This is a genomic window from uncultured Maribacter sp., from assembly GCF_963975365.1.
Taxonomy (GTDB): Bacteria; Bacteroidota; Bacteroidia; order Flavobacteriales; family Flavobacteriaceae; genus Maribacter.
The window spans coordinates 1-21852 of the sequence record NZ_CAXBGF010000027.1 but is presented as its reverse complement, the minus strand read 5'-3'; the positions used below and the strand labels follow the sequence as shown (position 1 = coordinate 21852).

General features: G+C 33.8%; 19 protein-coding genes. 9 read left to right on the top strand and 10 right to left on the bottom strand.

The genetic code is table 11. The features are described 5' to 3' along the window. The 4 genes from AACZ49_RS18200 to AACZ49_RS18185 all read right to left on the bottom strand — a co-directional run. On the bottom strand, positions 1-737 hold a 737-nt coding region (locus tag AACZ49_RS18200; protein WP_339657668.1), incomplete at its 3' end, for an isoprenyl transferase. Between the two features lie 7 nt (positions 738-744). Beyond that, positions 745-1431 carry a DUF6089 family protein gene (locus AACZ49_RS18195; RefSeq protein ID WP_339657667.1) on the bottom strand — a complete coding sequence of 229 codons (687 nt, stop codon included), beginning with the start codon at positions 1429-1431 and terminating at the stop codon, positions 745-747. Positions 1432-1544: 113 nt separating this feature from the next. Then, positions 1545-2426: an NAD kinase gene (locus AACZ49_RS18190; protein WP_339657666.1), complete on the bottom strand. Its 882-nt coding sequence runs from the start codon at positions 2424-2426 to the stop codon at positions 1545-1547. Position 2427: 1 nt separating this feature from the next. Further along, complete coding sequence (locus tag AACZ49_RS18185; RefSeq protein ID WP_339657664.1) at positions 2428-3084, bottom strand: CBS domain-containing protein; 657 nt, start codon at positions 3082-3084, stop codon at positions 2428-2430. A 92-nt stretch (positions 3085-3176) separates the two neighbouring features. Between AACZ49_RS18185 and AACZ49_RS18180 the strand changes: the two genes are divergently transcribed. From AACZ49_RS18180 to clpX, 6 genes are all read left to right on the top strand, one after another. Next, a complete protein-coding gene (locus tag AACZ49_RS18180; RefSeq protein ID WP_339657662.1) occupies positions 3177-3890 on the top strand; it encodes a pyridoxine 5'-phosphate synthase in 714 nt (237 codons plus the stop codon). Further along, positions 3887-4669 (top strand): alpha/beta fold hydrolase, encoded by a 783-nt coding sequence (locus AACZ49_RS18175; RefSeq protein ID WP_339657661.1) that lies wholly within the window; start codon positions 3887-3889, stop codon positions 4667-4669. The genes AACZ49_RS18180 and AACZ49_RS18175 overlap by 4 nt, the downstream gene beginning before the upstream one ends. 30 nt (positions 4670-4699) lie before the next feature. Continuing rightward, positions 4700-5047: a phage holin family protein gene (locus AACZ49_RS18170; protein ID WP_339657659.1), complete on the top strand. Its 348-nt coding sequence runs from the start codon at positions 4700-4702 to the stop codon at positions 5045-5047. A gap of 100 nt (positions 5048-5147) precedes the next feature. After that, positions 5148-6470: a trigger factor gene (gene tig / locus AACZ49_RS18165; RefSeq protein WP_339657657.1), complete on the top strand. Its 1323-nt coding sequence runs from the start codon at positions 5148-5150 to the stop codon at positions 6468-6470. Positions 6471-6557: 87 nt separating this feature from the next. Further along, entirely contained in the window at positions 6558-7238 is a 681-nt protein-coding gene (gene clpP / locus AACZ49_RS18160; protein ID WP_339657655.1) for an ATP-dependent Clp endopeptidase proteolytic subunit ClpP, read from the top strand. Between the two features lie 88 nt (positions 7239-7326). Further along, entirely contained in the window at positions 7327-8562 is a 1236-nt protein-coding gene (gene clpX, locus AACZ49_RS18155) for an ATP-dependent Clp protease ATP-binding subunit ClpX (protein ID WP_339657653.1), read from the top strand. Between the two features lie 78 nt (positions 8563-8640). Here clpX and AACZ49_RS18150 read toward each other — a convergent pair whose 3' ends face one another. Together AACZ49_RS18150 and AACZ49_RS18145 are read right to left on the bottom strand one after the other, a co-directional pair. Continuing rightward, the gene (locus tag AACZ49_RS18150; RefSeq protein ID WP_339657651.1) at positions 8641-9198 is read right to left on the bottom strand and encodes a hypothetical protein; all 558 of its coding nucleotides are present in this window, start codon (positions 9196-9198) and stop codon (positions 8641-8643) included. 252 nt (positions 9199-9450) lie between these two features. Then, a complete protein-coding gene (locus AACZ49_RS18145; protein WP_339657649.1) occupies positions 9451-10965 on the bottom strand; it encodes a GH3 auxin-responsive promoter family protein in 1515 nt (504 codons plus the stop codon). Positions 10966-11044: 79 nt separating this feature from the next. Here AACZ49_RS18145 and AACZ49_RS18140 point away from each other — a divergent pair, with 79 nt between their 5' ends. Then, positions 11045-11839, top strand: a complete 795-nt coding sequence (locus tag AACZ49_RS18140) for a DUF2797 domain-containing protein (protein ID WP_339657647.1) — start codon at positions 11045-11047, stop codon at positions 11837-11839. On the opposite strand, the gene AACZ49_RS18135 is transcribed toward AACZ49_RS18140, so the two are convergent. The 3 genes from AACZ49_RS18135 to sppA are packed head-to-tail and all read right to left on the bottom strand — an operon-like array spanning position 11832 to position 17074. Next, positions 11832-14561: an AsmA-like C-terminal region-containing protein gene (locus AACZ49_RS18135; RefSeq protein WP_339657645.1), complete on the bottom strand. Its 2730-nt coding sequence runs from the start codon at positions 14559-14561 to the stop codon at positions 11832-11834. The two genes, AACZ49_RS18140 and AACZ49_RS18135, sit on opposite strands and share 8 nt — an antisense overlap. A 28-nt stretch (positions 14562-14589) precedes the next feature. Further along, the gene (locus AACZ49_RS18130) at positions 14590-15309 is read right to left on the bottom strand and encodes a queuosine precursor transporter (protein WP_339657643.1); all 720 of its coding nucleotides are present in this window, start codon (positions 15307-15309) and stop codon (positions 14590-14592) included. Positions 15310-15313: 4 nt separating this feature from the next. Further along, positions 15314-17074 carry a signal peptide peptidase SppA gene (gene sppA, locus AACZ49_RS18125; RefSeq protein ID WP_339657641.1) on the bottom strand — a complete coding sequence of 587 codons (1761 nt, stop codon included), beginning with the start codon at positions 17072-17074 and terminating at the stop codon, positions 15314-15316. A 72-nt stretch (positions 17075-17146) separates the two neighbouring features. Between sppA and folK the strand changes: the two genes are divergently transcribed. Continuing rightward, a complete protein-coding gene (gene folK, locus AACZ49_RS18120) occupies positions 17147-18283 on the top strand; it encodes a 2-amino-4-hydroxy-6-hydroxymethyldihydropteridine diphosphokinase (protein ID WP_339657639.1) in 1137 nt (378 codons plus the stop codon). A gap of 123 nt (positions 18284-18406) precedes the next feature. Here folK and AACZ49_RS18115 read toward each other — a convergent pair whose 3' ends face one another. Further along, on the bottom strand, positions 18407-18937 hold the full coding sequence (locus tag AACZ49_RS18115) for an RNA methyltransferase (RefSeq protein ID WP_339657637.1): 531 nt from the start codon (positions 18935-18937) through the stop codon (positions 18407-18409). Between the two features lie 166 nt (positions 18938-19103). Between AACZ49_RS18115 and mutS the strand changes: the two genes are divergently transcribed. Beyond that, entirely contained in the window at positions 19104-21686 is a 2583-nt protein-coding gene (mutS, locus tag AACZ49_RS18110) for a DNA mismatch repair protein MutS (protein WP_339657635.1), read from the top strand. Positions 21687-21852: the final 166 nt, after the last annotated feature.

The window sequence follows — 21852 nt, the reverse complement described above, 5'->3', positions numbered from 1 at the left end:
GTGAGTTGTTCGCTAGTTTTTCCAAATCTTCGTTCTCTGTTCTGGTAATTTTTAATGGCCTCTACCAAATGATGTTCCCTAAAATCGGGCCAAAATACATCAATAAAATATAACTCTGCATATGCTATCTGCCATAATAAAAAATTGCTGATCCGATGTTCTCCACTAGTACGGATAAGCAAGTCTACATCTGGCAAATTATGCGTGTAAAGATGGTTATTAATAATGGTTTCGTCAATATTTTCAATTGAAATTATATTATTTTTAACTTTGGTGCTTATTGCTTTTACTGCAGATTGTATCTCTTCGCGAGAGCCATAGCTTAACGCTAAAGTAATTGTCATGCCTGTATTTTGCTTAGTTTGATCCATTACATCAATTAACTCTTTGTAGGCTTTTGATGGCAAGGCAGAAATATTACCGATGGTATTTAATCTTATATTATTTTTGTTAAAAGTTATAAGTTCTTTCTTTAAGGAAGATACTAATAAACGCATAAGCGTTTGTACTTCAACCTTAGGGCGGTTCCAATTTTCAGTAGAAAATGTATACAAAGTTAAAAAATCGATTCCCAATTGAGCACACTGCTCAACCACAATCTTTACGGTTTTAACCCCATGTTCGTGACCAAAAACCCTTAATTTACCTCTTTCTTTAGCCCACCTGCCATTACCGTCCATAATAATAGCAAGATGCTTAGGAACATTTGTTTTATCAATACCGTTTATATCGTCCATTTTTCTTTTACTCAAAACAATCCATACAAGGCTTTCGGCCAAATGTATAGGTTAATGTTAATCCAGAAAAAACATACCAATCATCACTAAAAATATTTCCAAATTGGAATTCTTCAAAGTTCGACCCCAAAGGGTTGCTGGCGTCTAAGTTATCGGTGAAGGTATACCTAGCACCTATTTCAGCTCCAAAAATAAGAAACTGATTGATACGATACTTAAAACCTGCTGTCATTGGTATTGCAAATGCACCATCTTTTTGTCCGATTTCTTGCAAAACACCTCCATTAAAATATTCATAATCGTATCTAAAATAAGTGACACCAGTATATAAATAGGGCGTAAAAGCAGAACCCAATTTATGTAAATTGTAATCTACAAAATTAAATTCTAGACCGACAGAACCTTCTAAAATAGAATTGTCAACCACATAACCTCTTTGTTGTCGTGCTGTTGAACTTGATTTATAGTCATCTGCCGTAAATTTACCGTACATTAAACTTCCTCGCCATGCATATCTTTTACTAATATTCCATTTAAACAAACCACCAAAAGCAATATCGGAAGGTAAAATATAATTTGTTCTTCCTACATCGCTAATGGTATTGGCCCCACCTAAAAAAATACCTGCTTCATAGGTCTGTGCTTTAAGTCCGATAACTGAAAAAAGCAACATTAACAACGTTATGTAACGCATAAATTATTTTTTACAATTATTACCGATTTCCTATTAAAAATAGAAAGTGGTAAATTTTTCTTATTCTCAAAAGATAAACAACGATTAAGGTCATTTATTGTTTAAAACAAGGCTCAATTTCGCCTATCCTCGCCCCAAAGCAGTTTATTTCTTAAGGTCTTTAAAAAGCTTTCTGAAGTATACTCTATCATTTTAATAGTAAAGGGCGCCTTACTAATTGTAATTTCCTGCCCATTTTCTAATGAGGCAATTCTAGAATCCAAAGACACCAAATGATTTTCTTCTCGACCAGATACTTTTAACCTTATTACAGTATCATCTGAAATAACTAGTGGTCGAGCGTTAAGATTATGTGGTGCAATTGGCGTTAAAACCAATGATTTTGCAGTCGGCACAATTACAGGACCACCACAACTTAATGAATAGCCGGTAGAACCTGTTGGTGTTGAAATGATTAATCCGTCTGCCCAATACGAAGTTAAATATTCATTGTTTAAATACGTTTCTACGGTTATCATCGAAGTGGTATCTTTTCTGCTCACCGTAATTTCGTTAAGTGCAAAATTGAGATCACCAAATTCAACGTCTAACTCTATAGTATTTAATTGAACTAAACTTCGCTCAACAACGGTATAAGCCCCTTCTTTAAATTCCTGAACTACTTTTCTAACATCTTCTTTTTTAAAAGTGGAAAGAAAGCCTAATCTACCGGTATTTACCCCAACTATAGGTATTCCCAAATCTTTAACAAAAGTTGTTGCTCTTAAAATTGTACCGTCACCACCAAAACTAACGAACATATCGAAAGTTGAATTCAGCCCATCAGTCATTGTAAAGGTTGGAAAGGATTTTGAAGATTCTAATTTACGATACAGCCTATAAAATTCCTTTTCTATAAATACTTCTGAAGGTTCTTTATGCAATTCATCTAATAATTCAACTAGATACTCTATCGCATTGTCTTGATATGTTTGACCATAAATAGCTACTTTCATACTACACATTAAGGTATTTATCTAAATAATCTGAACGCTCCTTAAGATCTTCAAGAAACTGATCATCACTATTACCAAAAAGAATATGATAATTATACCTCCTAAAGGTCTGAACAACCTTATTATAGTTTTCTGTAGTAATCTTTAGTGTTACTTGAATAATATCATTCTGTGTATCAGTAATAAAACCACCTATAAGCTTAGCATTATTACTTTCCACTATTTGAGCAATTTCACTAAATGAATAGTCTTTTATACCCGTCGCTACTACTAGAATACTACCCGGATCTGTAAAAAACGGAGTATCAATAAAAACAGCAACTATATCGGTAAGATCATAATAACCTACAACTTCTTCTTTTTCATTTAAAATAGGCAAAAGATTAGCCTCATTTCTAGCAAATGCCTCTAAAACATCAAGCCAATTGGTTTCGCCTCTAACAAAAAAGCTTTGAAGCTCAAATCTAAACTTCTCAATTTTAGTCTCTGGCAGCAATGCCTCTGCATCATTTTCTGAGAAAACACCTAAAAACCGCCCTTCCTCTACAATTGCCACATGTGAGTAGGTTGTATCTTTAAAAAACTCCAATACTTTTTCAAAAGTATCCTTTATCTCAAATACAGGAATAGTAGTAATGATATGTTCTTGAATATACATAGGCTTGATTATAACGCAAAATAACAATTAATAATATCAAAAGGCGTGCCTTATTTGTATTTTTGAAGCACTTAAAAGGTAAATAAGACATAATGACAAAACTTAGCGTTAACGTAAACAAAATAGCGACCCTTAGGAATGCCCGTGGAGGAAATGTTCCTGATTTACTGAAGGTTTCAAGCGACTTAGAAAGTTTTGGAGCACAAGGCATCACCATACACCCAAGACCAGACGAACGACATATTCGTTACCAAGATGCCAGGGATTTAAAAAAAATCGTGAAAACCGAGTTTAATATAGAAGGTAATCCAATTCAAAAATTCATAGATTTAGTACTTGAAGTAAAGCCGGAGCAAGTAACTTTAGTGCCCGACACTATTGATGCAATTACTTCGAATGCTGGTTGGAACACCATTAAGTATAAAGATTTTTTAACAGATGTTATCAAAACATTTAAGCAAGCTGGCATACGCACCTCTATTTTTGTAGATCCCGATCCAATAATGATTCGCGGTGCTGCGTTGGTAGGTACGGATCGTATAGAATTGTACACCGAAAGCTATGCCGTAAATTATGAGCTAAATAAAGAAAAAGCAATACAACCTTTCATTGAAGCCGCTAACAGTGCTACCGAATTAGGCATCGGAATTAATGCTGGGCATGATCTAAACTTAGATAATATTCAATATTTCGCAAAAAACATCCCTAATTTACTAGAGGTATCAATAGGCCATGCGCTTATTAGTGAAGCCCTATATTTAGGACTTGACAATGTTGTGAACATGTATTTACATAGATTAAAATGAAGCAAATTTTACATTCATTAATTTTAGGTGAAGGCAAACCCTTATGCATTCTACATGGGTTTTTAGGAATGCTCGACAATTGGAAAACATTAGGCACCTCATATGCTGAAAACGGATTTCAAGTTCATTTGATTGATCAACGCAATCATGGCAAAAGCTTTCATTCGCCCGATTTTGATTATGATATTCTTTCAAATGACTTACTTAATTATATGAATTATCATAAAATTGAAAGCACTATGCTTATCGGTCATTCCATGGGAGGAAAAACGGCAATGCAATTCGCATGCTCCCACCCCGAAAGAATCAGTAAATTATTAATTGCCGACATTGCCCCAAAATTTTACCCACCACATCATCAAACGATTATAGATGCCTTAAATGCTATTGACACCAATAATTTGAAATCGCGAAAAGATGCAGACGACCAACTAACAAAATATATTTCAGATTTTGGAACAAGACAATTCTTACTAAAAAACCTCTATAGAAATGAAGATAAAAAATTGTGCTTCAGGTTCAATCTAGAGGTTTTAAGCAAAAAAATGGAAGAGATAGGCGACAATATTAATAGCACCGATCTTTACATTGGACCAACACTTTTCTTAAGAGGTGACCGATCTGAGTATGTATCAAAAAATGATATTGAAATAATTAACAGGCACTTTCCAAAGGCCACAATAGAAACCATTAGTAATGCTGGCCATTGGCTACATGCAGAAAATCCTGAAGAATTTCTTGAAAAATCATTAACCTTTTTCAATCAAACAAAAAATTAAAACAATTGTTCACACTTTAAATTAATAGATATGAAACTAATTATAAGAATACTTTTAAGCGCTTTATCCGTAATCATTTTAGCAAATGTTTTACCCAATGTTTCTGTAGATAGTTTTATGACTGCTGTTATCGTAGCCGTTGTTCTAAGTTTACTGAATTTTTTGGTAAAACCAATATTGGTAATTTTGACCTTACCTGTAACCATAGTTACCTTCGGCCTTTTTTTACTAATTATAAACGCCATAATCATTCTGCTTGTCGATAAGCTAATTGACGGTTTTGCGGTAAGTAATATTTGGTGGGCATTAATTTTTAGCCTACTGCTATCCTTTTTACAATCCATCTTTTTTTCATTATTAAAAGAAGACAAGTCATAGTTGCTTTTGATTTAAAATTCAATACTTTAAAAAATTGGTTGACTTTGCAAAATATAGTATTTTTGCATCCCAATTTATACATGCAAATAGATAATAAGGAATGAATATTACGAAAGAGCAGATAGACGATTTAAATGCAGTTGTTAAAGTTGCTATCACAAAAGACGATTACCAAGATAAGGTAGACACCATATTAAAAGATTATAAAAAACAAGCCAATATACCTGGTTTTAGAAAGGGTCAAGTACCTATGGGGCTTATTAAAAAACAATATGGCAAAGCAGTATTGGTAGATGAAGTAAATAAATTGTTGCAAGACAATCTTAACAAATACCTTACAGAAGAAAAATTAGATGTCCTTGGAAATCCACTCCCTAAACAACAAGATAACTTTGACTGGGACCAAGATGAGTTAGCCTTTGAATTTGAACTAGGATTGGCTCCAAATTTTGAGGTTGCATTGAAAACCAAAAAAGCAATAACACAATACAAAATTGTTGCCGACAAGAAAATGATTGATGAGCAAGTAGAACGTATTCAAAAGCAATACGGTAAGCTTGTAAGCAAAGATGTGGTCAGTAAGAATGACGAAGTTAGTGGTACTTTCTTTAACCAAGCTGAAGAAATTGACAACAAGACCATGTTGGAAATCGATAAACTTAAAAGCAAAAAAGCGATAGATACATTGAAGGGTAAGAAGGTTGGTGATGTTATCACTTTAAAAACCAAAGGATTATTCAATGAAGACTATATGTTATCTAGTGCTTTAGGCATTGACAAGAAGAAAGCTGAATCTTTAGATACTGAGGTAACTTTTACAATTTCGGAAATAAATGAAAGAGAAGCTGCAGAGCTGAACCAAGAGTTATTCGATAAATTATTTGGACCTGACAGTGTAAAATCTGAAAAGGAATTAAAAGAGCGTATTAAGGAAGATTCTGAAAAACAATTCGAACAACAATCTGATCAAAAATTATTGAACGACGTTACAGAATACTTTATTGATAACACCAAATTTGAACTGCCAAGCGGTTTCCTAACCAAATGGATACAAATGACAGGCGAAGAGCCGTTATCTGAAGAGCAAGCGGTTGAAGAGTATGCAAAATCTGAAAAAGGTTTACGCTACCAACTTATAGAAGGCAAAATTATTCGTGACAATGAATTACAGGTCAAATTCGATGAGTTAAAAGAATTTTCTAAAGGATTTATTCGTTCGCAAATGGCTCAATTTGGTCAATTAGACCCAAAAGAAGAGGAATTAGATAACATTGCTGCTCGAGTTCTAGGTAACCAAGATGAAGTAAAAAGACTTTCAGAACAATTGATGAGTCAAAAACTATTGAATCTTTATAAGGAAAAAGCAAACCTTAAGACAAAGGAAGTTACCTATGAAAATTTCGTGAAAGAAGTTTACGGATAATTCCAAACAATAAATTAAGTATCTTTACGGTGCCGGAAATGAAATTTTCGGCACCTTTTTTTACTCTAAAAAATAGACATACAATTTATGGACTACGGAAAAGAATTCAAGAATTTCGCAATAAACGATCAAGGTATTAGCAGTACATATTATGACACAATAATGAGCAGCATGTACCCAACAAACATGACGCCTAACATTATTGAAGAAAGGTCTATGAATGTAGTTGCCATGGATGTTTATTCGCGTTTAATGATGGATCGTATCATTTTCATGGGTACGGGTATCAATGATCAAGTTGCAAATATCATTCAAGCCCAATTATTGTTTCTAGCAAGTGTTGACGCTAAAAAAGATATTCAAATTTACATCAACTCTCCCGGAGGTAGTGTATATGCAGGTTTGGGTATTTATGATACTATGCAATTTATTACCCCTGATGTCGCTACTATTTGCACAGGAATGGCAGCTTCAATGGGTGCTGTTTTGTTATGTGCTGGTGAAAAAGGAAAACGTAGTGGCTTACAACATTCTCGTGTTATGATCCACCAACCAATGGGCGGTGCTCAAGGTCAAGCAAGTGATATTGAGATTACCGCAAGAGAAATCTTAAAGTTAAAAGATGAATTATATCAAATCATAGCTGAACACTCTAATACTGATATTGAAAAAGTACGTGACGATAGTGATCGTGATTACTGGATGAAAGCTGATGAAGCTCTTAAATATGGTATGATTGATGAAATTTTGGTAAGGGATAAGAAATAATTTCGACAACTTGAATCAAATAAAATAAATGATTTTTAAACCAAAAACGATTTTCATTCGTTTTTGGTTAGAATAGAGAAGTAAGATAATGGCAAAGGAAAATTTAGAATGTTCATTCTGCGGTAGAAAAAAACCAGAAACCAATTTGTTGATTGCAGGTCTAGACGCACACATTTGTGACCGTTGTATAGAGCAGGCTCACGGTATTGTTGCTGAAGAATCAAAACAGACAAAGACAAATGATCTTTCTTCCGAACTAGTCTTAAAAAAGCCACAAGAGATAAAGGAATTTTTAGACACATTCATTATTGGGCAAGAACGAACAAAAAAAGTGATGTCCGTAGCAGTTTATAATCATTACAAAAGATTACTTCAACCATCTTCTAAAGAGGATGAAATTGAGATTCAAAAAAGTAATATTATAATGGTAGGACAAACTGGCACAGGTAAAACATTAATGGCAAAAACTATTGCGAAATTACTTAATGTACCTTTGGCTATAGTTGATGCGACAGTATTGACCGAGGCTGGTTATGTCGGTGAAGATGTAGAAAGTATTCTAACTCGTCTATTACAAGCAGCAGATTATAATCTTGAAAAAGCAGAAAGAGGTATTGTATTTATTGATGAAATAGACAAGATAGCTCGCAAGGGGGATAACCCATCAATAACTAGAGATGTATCTGGTGAAGGAGTACAACAAGGACTACTAAAATTATTAGAAGGTACTGTTGTCAATGTTCCACCTAAAGGTGGAAGAAAGCATCCTGATCAAAAATTTATCGAAGTCAATACTGAAAACATACTATTCATTGCTGGTGGAGCTTTTGACGGAATTGAACGTGCAATTACAAAACGTTTGAATATGCAAGCTGTAGGCTATAGTGCTTCAAAATCTGATAACTTTTTGGATACTAGCAATATGTTACAATATATAATACCTAGAGATTTAAAAGAATTCGGACTTATACCTGAAATTATTGGTAGGCTACCCGTTCTTACGCATATGAATCCGTTAGATAAAAAGACATTAAGAGCAATCTTGACAGAACCTAAAAATGCAATTATTAAACAGTACGAGAAACTGTTTGCAATGGATGATATTACTTTTACCATCACTGAGCAAGCACTAGACTATATTGTAGACAAGGCAATCGAGTACAAGCTAGGTGCTAGAGGCTTAAGATCTTTATGTGAAGCAATCTTTACAGATGCAATGTTCGAGATGCCAAGTACAGGAGATACAACGTTCAAAGTAACAAAACCCTATGCTGAAGAAAAATTATCTTACGACACCATAAAAAAGTTAAAAGCAGTTTCTTAAATAACACCTGAATGTTATATATAAAAAAAGCGTGGATAGAATCCACGCTTTTTTATGTTCTATTTCATTTATTTTATACTAGACCACTCTCTTAATTTGTGGTGCTATTTGTGTTACCTCTTGTAACAAATCTAAACATACTTTCTGTATGATTTTCTCATCAGAATAAAGTGTATGCCCATAATTGGGAACGACTTCCATATCAATACCTAGTCTATCAGCCCATTCATAACTCGGCTTAAATACGTCATTTTCACCATATACCAATTGAAATGGTACATTTGGCCCCTCATTTTTCAAACGAATTCTAGTTGCTGAAACACTATAAAACGACTTGACAGGCAATCCTTTTTTTGCAGCTTCCCAAACAATAGTTGCACCCGTACTAAAAGCCAGGTAATAACAAGATTCTTTCTCTTTTTTTAGCAAATGGGAAACAGCTGTATCTATACCACCATTAACAAAAGCACTATGAACATTCTCTTCTGACTGTACTAATATATCGAGATTGGCCAATTGTTGACTATCATAAAAAGTAATATCAAAATACTGCTGAAGATATCCTAAATATGAAGTAATCCATAAGCCCTTTTTAGTGCCCCACATGTCTGAAACAATCACTAATTTTTGTGCCATAATAATAGTATTTAAAAGTTTGGTTAAGTTTTCCTACAGCAAGTTGGATTTTAAGCTTCACTTATCACTATTTAATTGTTTACTAGCACAAAATTATCGATGTAGTCCCTTTTATTGAGAATACTAATAATAAAAAGTAATAATTGAAATAGCTCTTAACCAGCTTATTAACTATTATAAAGGTAATTCAACTATCCAGCCATAATAAAAGTTTGTTGTGATTAGGCTAAAAAATAGTGTATATAGAGCAAATTACCTGTTCATTCGCAAAAGCTCTTCTAAATAATCACGTTTATTAGAAAGTCGTGGAATTTTATGCTGACCACCAAGTTTATCATTTGCCTTTAACCAATCATAAAATAAGTTTTCACGGGCAATATGAACCAAGGGTAGGTTTAAGGTAGTATTATTAAGCCGTTTTGCCTCGTAATCTGAATTGAGTGATTTCAATGCATTGTCAAATACATTAACAAACGAATTAAAATCTTTTGGCAAGGTTCTAAATTCCATTATCCATTCATGAGCTCCTTTTTCTTTATCGACCATAAAAACCGGTCCGGCAGTATAATCGATAATTTCAGCCTCGGTTTTAGCACAAGCTATTTTCAATGCTTCCTCGGCATTTTCAATAATCAACTCCTCACCAAAAACATTGATATGATGTTTAGTGCGCCCAGTTACCTTTATTCGATATGGATTTTTAGAAGTGAACCTAACTGTATCTCCTATTTTATAGCGCCATAGGCCAGAGTTGGTCGTAATGATAATTGCATAATTTTTACCTAGTTCAATTTCCCATAATGGTATGGCTTCTTGCTCTACTGTTCCATAAACATCCATTGGTATAAACTCATAAAAAATACCATAGTCTAACATGAGTAAAAGATCTTCCTCATTATTTCTATCTTGAATAGCAAAAAATCCTTCCGAAGCATTATATATTTCATAATACCTGAAATTATCATTTGGAAGTATTTTTTTATATTGTTCTTTGTAAGGATTGAAGTTTACACCGCCATGAAAGTAAACCTCTAAATTTCCCCATACTTGAAATAAACTCTCGTTTCCTGTTTCTTCTAAAACTTTATTCATCAAGACCAACATCCACGATGGAACACCCGCAAGGCTAGTTACATTTTCTTGTACACTTTCATGAATAATGGCCATCAGCTTACTTTCCCATTCACTCATCAAGGAAACCTTATTACTGGGCGTACTACTATATTCTGCCCACAAAGGCATGTTATCTATAAGAATGGCAGACAGATCACCAAATAAAGAGCCATTGTCCTCGTAAAGCTCTTTACTACCCCCTAGTCGTAAACTTTTACCCGTAAACAATTGTGAATTTTCATTATTGTTTAAATAAAGGCATAGTAAATCTTTGCTTGATTTATAATGGCAGTCTTCTAATGCTTCACTACTAACAGGGATAAACTTACTTTTTGCATTAGTAGTTCCGCTACTTTTCGCAAACAACTTCACCTTGGTAGGCCAAAAAAGATTTTGTTCACCTTTTCGAGTACGTTCAATTATAGGTTCAATTTCTTCATAAGATACTATAGGTAAACGTTCTTTAAATGTGTTATATGATCCAATTGAATCGAATTCATATTTTCTTCCAACTTCAGTGTCCTCTGCAAACTCGAGCAATTGCAACAAAACTTCTTCTTGAACCTCTTCTGGGTACTTTAAAAAAAGTTCTATCTGATGATAACGCTTCTTCAACAGCCAAGAGGCAATGGAATTAAATAAAGTAATTGGCATTTATAGGTATCTTTGTGTTGCTAAAAATAGCGTATATAAGCATCATTTTCAAATTGACTATACAATAAGCAGCCTAAACATGCAATACGAAGGAGTACTAAAAAAAATGCAAACAGAAATAGGTCGTCCAATACAATATTATATGTTGTTTGATTCTGATTTTCTAAATGTAAATCAAGTTCTCGATAAAAATTTAAAAATAGAATTTATAAAATTCCAATGTCTTAACTGTGGAAACGATAGACCTATTTATAGACAAGGTTTTTGTAAAACGTGTTTTTTTGAAATACCCTCTGCAGGAGATTGGATTATGCGCCCAGAATTGAGCACAGCCCATTTAGATCAAGAAGATAGAGATCTAGAATATGAAAAAAAGGTGCAATTACAACCACACATTGTATATTTAGCCAATTCAAGCAATGTTAAAGTTGGCGTTACTAGAAAAGGACAAATACCCACAAGATGGATTGACCAAGGTGCGCATGAAGCTATTGAAATTGTAGAGTTACCCAATAGATATCTTGCAGGGATTACCGAAGTTGCCTTAAAAAATCATGTTGGTGACAAAACCAATTGGCGCACTATGCTAACCAACAAGGTTGTAGATGAGAACCTTTTAGAATGGCGTGAAAAATTAAAGCAATACATTCCAAAAGAAGCACTTACTTATTATTTAGACGATAAAAGTGAAACCCAGATGGAGTTCCCAGTATTGAAATATCCTACTAAAGTTAAAAGCCTCAACCTTGATAAAACACCTTTATTTGAAGGTAAATTAAAAGGAATTAAAGGACAGTATCTTATTTTCGAAGATAACACCGTATTTAATGTTAGAGGTAGTGAAGGCTATTATGTTGGATTAACAGTTAATTAACCGTATCCTTTTTCTTTTTACCTAGCAGACCACCTAAGATATCTTTCGCCTTTTCTTTCACTACTTCCTTTTCGCTTTTAACCGGAGCCGAGTCTTTCTTAACCGTTGTACCATCATTTGGTTTTTTAGAAGCAAGTATTCCGTCTAAAATATCCTTAGCCTTTTGTTTATTCGAAGTTGTATCCTTTTTAATTGAATCTGCTTTAGATTGGTTACCACTTAAAATACCCCCTATTAAATCCTTAGCCTTATCTGTCCCTTTATCGATAAGCTTCTGTTTTTCTACTTCAATCAACTTTGTCGTTAGTTGTTTTACTCCTGAAGTTAAATCTGTAGTTACCTGCGGGTTATTATATAAACCTCCAATGTTAGCAATGACAGGTATTTTTAAATCTGTTAAAGCCGTGTCGTCAATTTTAGCTATTAACTTAGTAATTTCAGGACCAAGGTATTTAGCAGGCACCTGCATTGTAGCCTTATAATTTAATTTTTTATCAAATGTATGGCTACCATCAATATCTATGGAAATATCCTTATATCTAATCGTAAATGGCTTTACAACAACTATACCGTCTTTAAATGAAAGTGAGGTTTTTAACTCTTTCAGATTTAGTTCCTTTAAATCAATAAAATTCAATTTAGATACCAGTGCATTTAATACTGGTGCTGATTCCGTACTAATTTCATCAGTCATAATATCTGCGAACAAATCTCCACTGAGCGACAAAAGGTTTGGCAGCAAATCATCAGTCAAATTACCAGATAGTGAAATGTCTGACGTTAATTTACCTTTCAATATTTGTGCAATAGGCGCAATTGTTTTGAACAATTCAATTGATTTAAAGGTCTCTTCTATACCCAGTTGATTCAAGTTTAATTTCATTGCAAAGGTGGGATTCTCATTCTTAGTAGACACTGCTCCATTGAAAGACATTTTTCCGCCGAGCAAACCAGATGACATGTTACTTAATGTAGCCGTTTCATCTTTTATCTTTAGAACACCAGTTACATCACTTAAAACAATATCATCATAAATCACTTGTTTAGCGTTGGCATTTATGGTGGCATCGAGAAATGATGGAATTTTAATTTTTTCCGTTTGAACTGTTCCACCGCTTTCTCCTTCATTAGTTGTAGATATGGTTTCCGATTCAGCGACCATAAAATCGTTTAATGCAAATCGCTCAGATTTTAAATTAAAATTACCTTCAACCTTTTCATCATTGAACATAAAACCTAAAAGGTTATTAATTGTCCCTGTAACGTCAAAATCAGTTTTACCTGTTGTACCATTTAAACTATTTAAGGTAACCGTTTTGGGGTTGAAGGTTAAACTAGCGCTAGTGAATTTAATGGGGTTCGCGAGTTCTACAGAATTATATTCAAAATTGGCTACACTTAAATTACCGGTAGTATTCGTTTTTTCATATTGCTTTCTTTCAACGGAAGCCATATCGAATGCTGTTGTAACGTCGGCTTTTAAAAGACCTTTTAAATTATAACCAGCGGGTATGGGGTATGCTTTTGAAATATTAGCCAAGTTCATAGACCCGTCTACATGAGCCTTTACTTTAGTATTACCCATAAGCTCGGTAATATTAGAAGTAAGATTAAACCTATCTTCATCGATCATAAATGAAGCTTTATTTATATCTACATAGGTATCTTCTGCAATACCGGTTTTGTTATTCAATTGAATATCAAAAAACACATTACGTACCGCTTTAGGCAAATCTGGATATTTGAAAGATGCATTATCCGATTTTATCTCAATATTAAATTTAGGAATATGAGTATCGTCCACAATACCGTTAAAATTACCATTTACAATAAAATCACCCGTAGTAGTAACATTTTCAATATTCTTGGAATAGATTTCTGGTATTACACCCAAAAAGTTTTTAAAATCTGAGGAAGGTGTTTTAAATGTTAAATCTATTTCTTGATTTGCATCATTTACAATAACAAAACCGTCAAATACTAAAGGAAGTTGGTTAACTAAAGCTTCGTTCTTTAAAAAAGAATATTTATTTTGATTTAAATCTATGCCTATTAATGCATCTAATTTTAACTTGTTTTTATTCAAATAATTTACACTATCCATTTCAAACGAAACCAAAGCATCGGTATGTGTGTCTAACTCTGAAGTTGCCAAAGATAAATCACCTGTTCCTTTGTGCTGAAAATCATCTAACTTAAAAGTTATACCCGTAGACTTATCTATATAGTAAATTCTAGAGTCTGAAATCTCATATGTTTGTAAATCAAAAGAAAAACCATCGGCACTAGTAGTTTCTTCAACCGTTGTATTTTCAGGAACTACTGTGATATCATAATTAGCGTTCTCATCTTTATCAACGACCACATTCAATAATGCACCGTCTAAATAAATATTATTAATTGCAATAGCATCTTCAGTGCCCTTAAACAATTGCATAATGCCCATAGTTAAATCCAGCGTGTTGGCCTTAAACAACGTATCGCCCTCGAAAGGAGCTTTATTGATTAAAACTAGATCTTTAAATTTCACCTCAGCATTAGGAAAACTGCTGAATAAACTCAAATCTGCTTCTGAAAAATCGAGTATAGCATTGACATTCTTATTGACATTATTCTTTATAATATTACCAATTTTTGCCTCTAAAAAAAAAGGTGCAGCAATTAGGATTGCTATTATCAACAATAGAATTACACTTACAATTTTCAATATTTTCTTACCCATAGTATATTTTTACACTGTTTTATTTCCGCTATTGTTCCAATATATCTAAGTCCAGTTCTTCATTTGGTTTTAGATCAAAACGTTTTCTCATTATATATACGAAGAAATAGAGAAAAGGAGTGTCAAAGAATGCTATAAAAATCTTAAAAATAAATCCGCTTACCACGAGTCCGAAAAAAAGTTCCCAAGGGAGAACATTAAAAACACATAACAGTCCCACAACGGTAAACGTGTCAAGAAATTGTGATAGAAATGTAGAAAAATTATTACGTAACCATAAATACTTTCCTTTGGTTAATTTTTTCCAAAAATGATAGATGGCAACATCTACGTATTGGGCCAACAAATAGGCCATCATTGATGCCAATACCGCAATTGGTGACAAAGCGAAAACTTGAGTAAAAGTTTGGTCATTTATTGGTGAAGTGGGTATTGCAGGTGCTACCTCCGCCAACAAGATAATGCCCATTGAAAAAAAAGAGGCAAAAATACCGGCAGTCACTATCTGATTTGCCATTTTTTTACCATATATCTCAGATATAAGATCAGTAATTAAAAAGGTTATGGGATAAGGCAAAATACCCACGGAAACCTCAAAAAGCGAAACTCCGAAAACAGTAAATTCACCAAACGGATTCCAATAGAAAAATTTTTGAAAAATAAGATTCGAAACTACCAAGGAGGTAATAAACAATGCCCCTAAATACAAATAAATACGTTGTGCTAGTTTCCTATCCTTTAACGTCATAAATCTATCTAATATCTAAAGCAAAGGGCATTCTAGCCTGTATGCCCTTTTGTTCTTTAAAAGACTGTAGTTCTTTAAGAACCTTATATGCCTCATCTCCTATTTCTTCTTTTAAAAGGCTTTCTTTAAATTGAATGCTGGCACCTTCTAAGTCTTCCATAAAACGTTCAAAACCACTTTTATATTTAGGTAATTTTTTAACTCCATAAGATTCTAAAGAAGCCATTTCGGCAGCTGCTTCAATAGCATCGTCCAAATTACCCAACTCATCGACCAAGCCAATTTCTAAAGCCTCAGAGCCACTCCAAACGCGACCTTGAGCAACACTATCTACTTGTGCCATGGTCATATTACGACCTTCAGATACACGTTGTAAAAATGTTTGATATGTATCTTCAATACTCTCCTGAATTTGATTTTTAAAACTCTCTTGTATCGGTTCGAACAAAGAATAATCAATCGCATTTTTATTAGTGCCTACCTGCTCTGCATTGATTCCAATAGTATTAGCCAACTCTGTCATATTCGGCACAGTACCAAAAACACCAATTGAACCAGTTATTGTAGTTGGTTCGGCATAAATCTTATCTGCTCCTGCCGCTATATAATAACCGCCAGATGCCGCTACGTTACCCATAGAAACAATAACTGGCTTTACTTTTTTAGTAAGTGCGACTTCTCTCCAAATAATATCTGAAGTTAAAGCACTACCACCAGGTGAATTAACTCTTAAAACAATAGCTTTAACACTTTCATCTTCACGTGCTTTTATTAAAGCATCATTAACAATACCTTGTCCAATAATATTTGGCCCACCTTCCCCGTAAAAAATTTCTCCTTGAGCAAAAACAACCGCAATCTTATCATCCCCAATTTTCATGGTCTTTTTATTGGAATATTTCACATATTCATCTAAAGTGCTAATATTAACCTTATCCTCTTTTTTAACAGCTAGGGCATCAAACAATTTTTTTTCATACTCATCATAAAAAACAATACCATCTACAAGTCCAGATTTTTTTGCATATTCAGGAGTTCTACCACCTAAGGTATCAGCAATAATATTTAAATCAGATTCTGAAATGCCTCTCGTATTTGAAATATCGGTCACCATAGAATTCCAAAGCGATTGAAGCAATGAAGTCAATTGACTTCTATTTGCCTCACTCATATTATTCTCTAGATACGGTTCTACAGCACTCTTATATTTACCATGGCGAATCACTTCCATTTTAACACCCGATTTTTCCTGTAGTTCTTTAAAATAAAGTACTTCGGTCGAGAGTCCTTTAAAATCTAACACGCCTACAGGATTCATGAAAATTGAATCTGCCACACTGGCTAAATAATAATCGCGCTGCATATAAAAATCGGCATATGCATAAATAAACTTACCATTAGACTTAAAGTCTACCAATGCCCCTCTTATTGCCTGTGTTTGGGCCAGGCCAGCAACAATAAAGTTATTATTTATACTAATACCCTTAATACGATCGTCATTTTTAGCCACTTCAATAGCATGCAAAATTTCATCTAACCCTTGCGATTGTTCAAAAATACCCGCAAATGGGTCAAGCTCATTGGTACCGGTATAATCAGAAATAGAATACTGTAACTGAAGCTCTAATATTGAATTATCTTTAACTGCAACGGTATCTTCCCCACTACTTACCAGCGTTACAAATATTAAAAACATAACGAATAGAATCCCAAAAGCGAACAAGGAACCAAAAATAGAAGCTAAAAAATTTCTCAAAAAATTCATGCAAATCTTTCTTTTAAATAGTTAACAAAGATAACCAATGTGAATATGTTTTAGTTATTTTGTTCCAATATTATGGGAGTATACAAAACAGCATATTTATCTATTGGCAGTAATTTAGGAAACAGAGAAATTCTGTTACAAAAGGCTATTTTCGAAATTGGAAATAAAGCCGGAGAAATTAGGCAGGTCTCAGCTATTTACGAAACACCTTCATGGGGTTTTGAAGCAGAAGATTTCTTAAATGCCTGCATAGAAGTTCAAACCCTTCTTTCACCGGAAGACTTATTATATGAACTTTTAAGGATTGAAACAGATTTCGGCAGAGAAAGAACCAACAGTACAAGTTACCAAAGTAGAACCTTAGATATTGATATTATCTATTATGAGAATAAAATAATTGAATCAAATACACTTACGATACCGCACCCTAAAATGCAAGAACGTAAATTTATTCTTAAACCATTAGCTGATATTACGCCTCAATTCTATCATCCTATATTAAACAAGGATACAAGAAACTTGCTACAAGGATGCAAAGATAAAAGCATCATCATTAAGCTACCTAAAAAACTTTTTAAGAATCGACATTCGCTTTTTGCCAGTTTCGAATATATGGCTATTGAAGGTAATATTGGCGCCGGAAAAACAACATTGGCTACTAAAATCTCAGATGACTTTAATGCCAAATTAATACTGGAACGATTTGCCGAGAACCCTTTTCTCCCAAGTTTTTACGAGGATCAGTCGAGGTATGCTTTTCCGCTAGAGATGTCTTTTTTGGCTGATCGATATCAACAATTCAGAGAAGACACAAATCAGCTTGATCTCTTCAAAAGTTTCATGGTGAGCGATTATGACATTTACAAATCACTAATTTTTGCAAAGGTCACCTTACAGCAAAACGAATTTGAACTTTACCGAAAAGTTTTTAATTTCATGTACAAGGAGGTTAAAAAACCAAAAATATACGTTTATCTGTATCAAACCACAGAAAGGTTATTACAGCAAATAAAGAAGCGTGGTAGAGATTATGAACAAAATATTGAACTCTCTTACCTAGAACGAATAAATAGAGGCTATTTTGACTTTCTAAAGACCTATCCTAAAGAAAATCAAATAGTTATAGATGTTAGTGATTTAGATTTCGTGAGTCATAATAGTGATTATGAAGCTATTTTATCTAAGATTGAAGATTTCGCGTTATCATAATTACAACAGAATATATTGTATTATTTCTTGTGTAAATGAAAAGGATTCACTTTATTGCAACAGCACAAGTGCAACTAACTAACTCAAACTATACATGAAAACCTGGTCATTGACCAGGTTTTTTTATACGTTAAGTTTACTCCAACAATCCCAAACCACAACGCCCACACTTACTGAAATGTTTAAAGAATGCTTAGTCCCAAATTGAGGGATTTCTAAAATTTCATCACTTGCAGAAACAACACTTTGAGCAACTCCTTTCACTTCATTCCCAAAAATAAAAATCTGTTTTTCACCCTTCGTCGGTACATAATTATTTAACTGAGTAGCATTCTCTGCCTGTTCAACCGATACTACATGGCAGCCTTCTTTTTTTAACTTTGATACTAAATCGATCGTTTCAGGCACATACTCCCAATCAACACTTTCCGTAGCGCCTAAAGCGGTCTTATGAATATCTTTATGAGGAGGCGTGGCAGTTATACCACACAAGTATATTTTTTCTATCAAGAAAGCATCTGCTGTTCTAAATACCGAACCCACATTATTTAAACTACGAATATTGTCCAAAACAATAATTATCGGAGTCTTGCCCGCAAGTTTAAATTCTTCTAGATCCTTTCTAACTAACTCCTCATTTCGTAGTTTTCTCATGTTTTTTTTTAATTTTCAATTGATTAATTAATGTGATAAACTTATCCGCAAATATTAACAATGATTCAAAATTCATGGATAAAATCATACTTTCGTGAAGGTGCAAAATTAATGAGATAAAGATAAAGTGGCGGATAAAGGCAATACAAAAAAGGTGACCCCTTTAATGAAGCAGTACAATACCATCAAGACCAAATATCCTGATGCTTTATTGCTATTTCGAGTTGGTGATTTTTACGAAACTTTTGGTGAAGATGCCGTTAAGGCTTCACGTATTTTAGGTATCATTCTAACCCATAGAAACAATGGCGGTGAACGAACAGAATTAGCTGGTTTCCCACATCATTCATTAAACACGTATTTACCAAAATTAGTTAAGGCAGGACTTCGTGTTGCGATTTGTGACCAGCTAGAAGACCCTAAGCAAACCAAAACGATTGTTAAACGAGGTGTTACTGAATTGGTAACCCCAGGAGTTGCTATGAATGATGATATTCTACATTCAAAGACTAATAATTTTCTTTGCGCTATTCATTTTGGAAGAAAAAAAATTGGAATTTCTTTAGTTGACATATCCACAGGCGAATTTTTGACATCGGAAGGTAGCGAAGAACAAATCGATAAATTACTACAGAATTTTTCCCCGAATGAAATTTTAATTTCTAAAGCGCATAAAAAAGAATTTATCGAAGTATTTGGTAAAAACCATCATTTATTTTATTTAGAAGATTGGGTATTTCAAGAGGATTATGCATTAGAGAACCTTACCTCACACTTCAATACCAAAACATTAAAAGGATTTGGTGTCGATCATTTAACATGTGGGGTTATTGCATCTGGTGTTATATTACATTATTTAGGAGAAACGCAGCATCGCCAATTACAGCACATTTCAAAATTACAGCGAATCGCCGAAGATGATTACATATGGATGGATAGGTTCACTATAAAAAATTTAGAACTATACCATTCAACAAATATCAACGCTGTTACTCTTTTAGATGTAATTGATAAGACCATTTCGCCAATGGGTGGCCGTATGATTAAACGATGGCTCGCCTTACCCTTAAAAAATCTCGAGAAAATAAAAAGAAGACAACAAATAGTTACTTTTTTATATAATGAAGATGTAGTTCTAGAAAAATTTCAGCACCATATTAAACAAATGGGCGATTTAGAACGCTTAATCTCTAAAGTGGCCACAGGTAAAGTTAACCCTAAAGAAGTTGTACAGCTTAAAAACTCACTTGCAGCATTAATACCAATTAAGCAATTAGCTACAGCTTCTAAAAATGAATCTTTAGCATTAACAGGTGACCAAATTCAATCTTGTGACTTGTTAAGAGAAAAAATTAAAGAAATGCTTAGCGAAGAGGCACCTGTAAATATTTTAAAGGGCAGTACCATTGCAAAAGGCTTTTCTGAAGAATTAGATGAACTTAGAGGATTAGCCACGTCTGGAAAAAATTATTTGAATAACATGCTTGAAAGAGAGACTGCCGCAACTGGCATAACCTCTCTCAAAATAGCCTCCAACAATGTTTTTGGGTATTACATTGAAGTAAGAAATACACATAAAGACAAAGTACCAGATACTTGGACCCGTAAACAGACTTTAGTTAATGCAGAACGTTATATAACAGAAGAGTTAAAAGAATATGAGGCAAAAATTCTAGGAGCAGAAGATCGTATCTCAACATTAGAGCAACAACTATTTTCTCAGTTGGTCGTTTGGATGCAGGAATATATAGCCCCTGTTCAAAACAATGCTTATCTAATAGCACAACTTGATTGCCTTTGTGGATTTGCTCAATTGGCTAAAGAGAATGCATATCACTGTCCGGAACTAAATGACTCTACTAATTTACAAATTACCGATGGTAGGCATCCGGTCATTGAGAAACAACTGCCTTTAGGTGAACAATATATCACCAATGACCTACAGTTAGATAGATCCAATCAACAGTTTATAATGATTACTGGACCGAACATGAGTGGTAAATCGGCATTATTGAGACAGACAGCATTAATTGTGCTTCTTGCACAAATGGGAAGTTTTGTACCTGCTACGAGTGCTAAAATTGGGGTAATTGATAAAATATTCACCCGTGTTGGCGCAAGCGATAATATTTCGATGGGCGAATCGACCTTTATGGTTGAAATGAACGAAACCGCATCTATTCTTAACAACCTTTCTGAACGCAGTTTGGTTTTATTAGATGAAATAGGAAGAGGAACCAGTACTTACGATGGTATTTCAATTGCTTGGGCCATTTCGGAATATCTACATGAGCACCCTGCTAGGGCAAAAACTATGTTTGCCACCCATTACCACGAACTTAACGAAATGACGAACACGTTTAATCGTATTAAGAATTATAATGTTGCAATAAAGGAATTGAAGGATACCGTCCTATTTCTTAGAAAATTAATTCCTGGCGGTAGTGAACATAGTTTTGGTATTCATGTAGCAAAAATGGCAGGTATGCCACAACAAGTAATTCAAAAGGCGAATAAGATTTTAAAAAAGCTTGAAAATAAGCATGTGAATCAAGAAATTGGTGATCAACTTAAAAACACTTCCAACGAAATGCAGTTGAGTTTTTTCAACTTAGATGATCCCCTATTAGAAGAAATTAAGGAAGAAATTACGCATTTAGACATTGACACCCTTACTCCGGTAGAGGCATTAATGAAGTTAAATGAAATTAAAAGGCTGTTAACCAAGGACAAGAAGGCGACATCATAATTTTTTTTATTCTTTTGCTTATTTTTACTTTGGTTTTTACAGAATTGTATTAAATTTGCACCCGCGTCTTTTAAGAGATGCACGTTCATTAACTTGCGAAAATAGCTCAGTTGGTAGAGCGCCACCTTGCCAAGGTGGAGGTCGCGGGTTCGAATCCCGTTTTTCG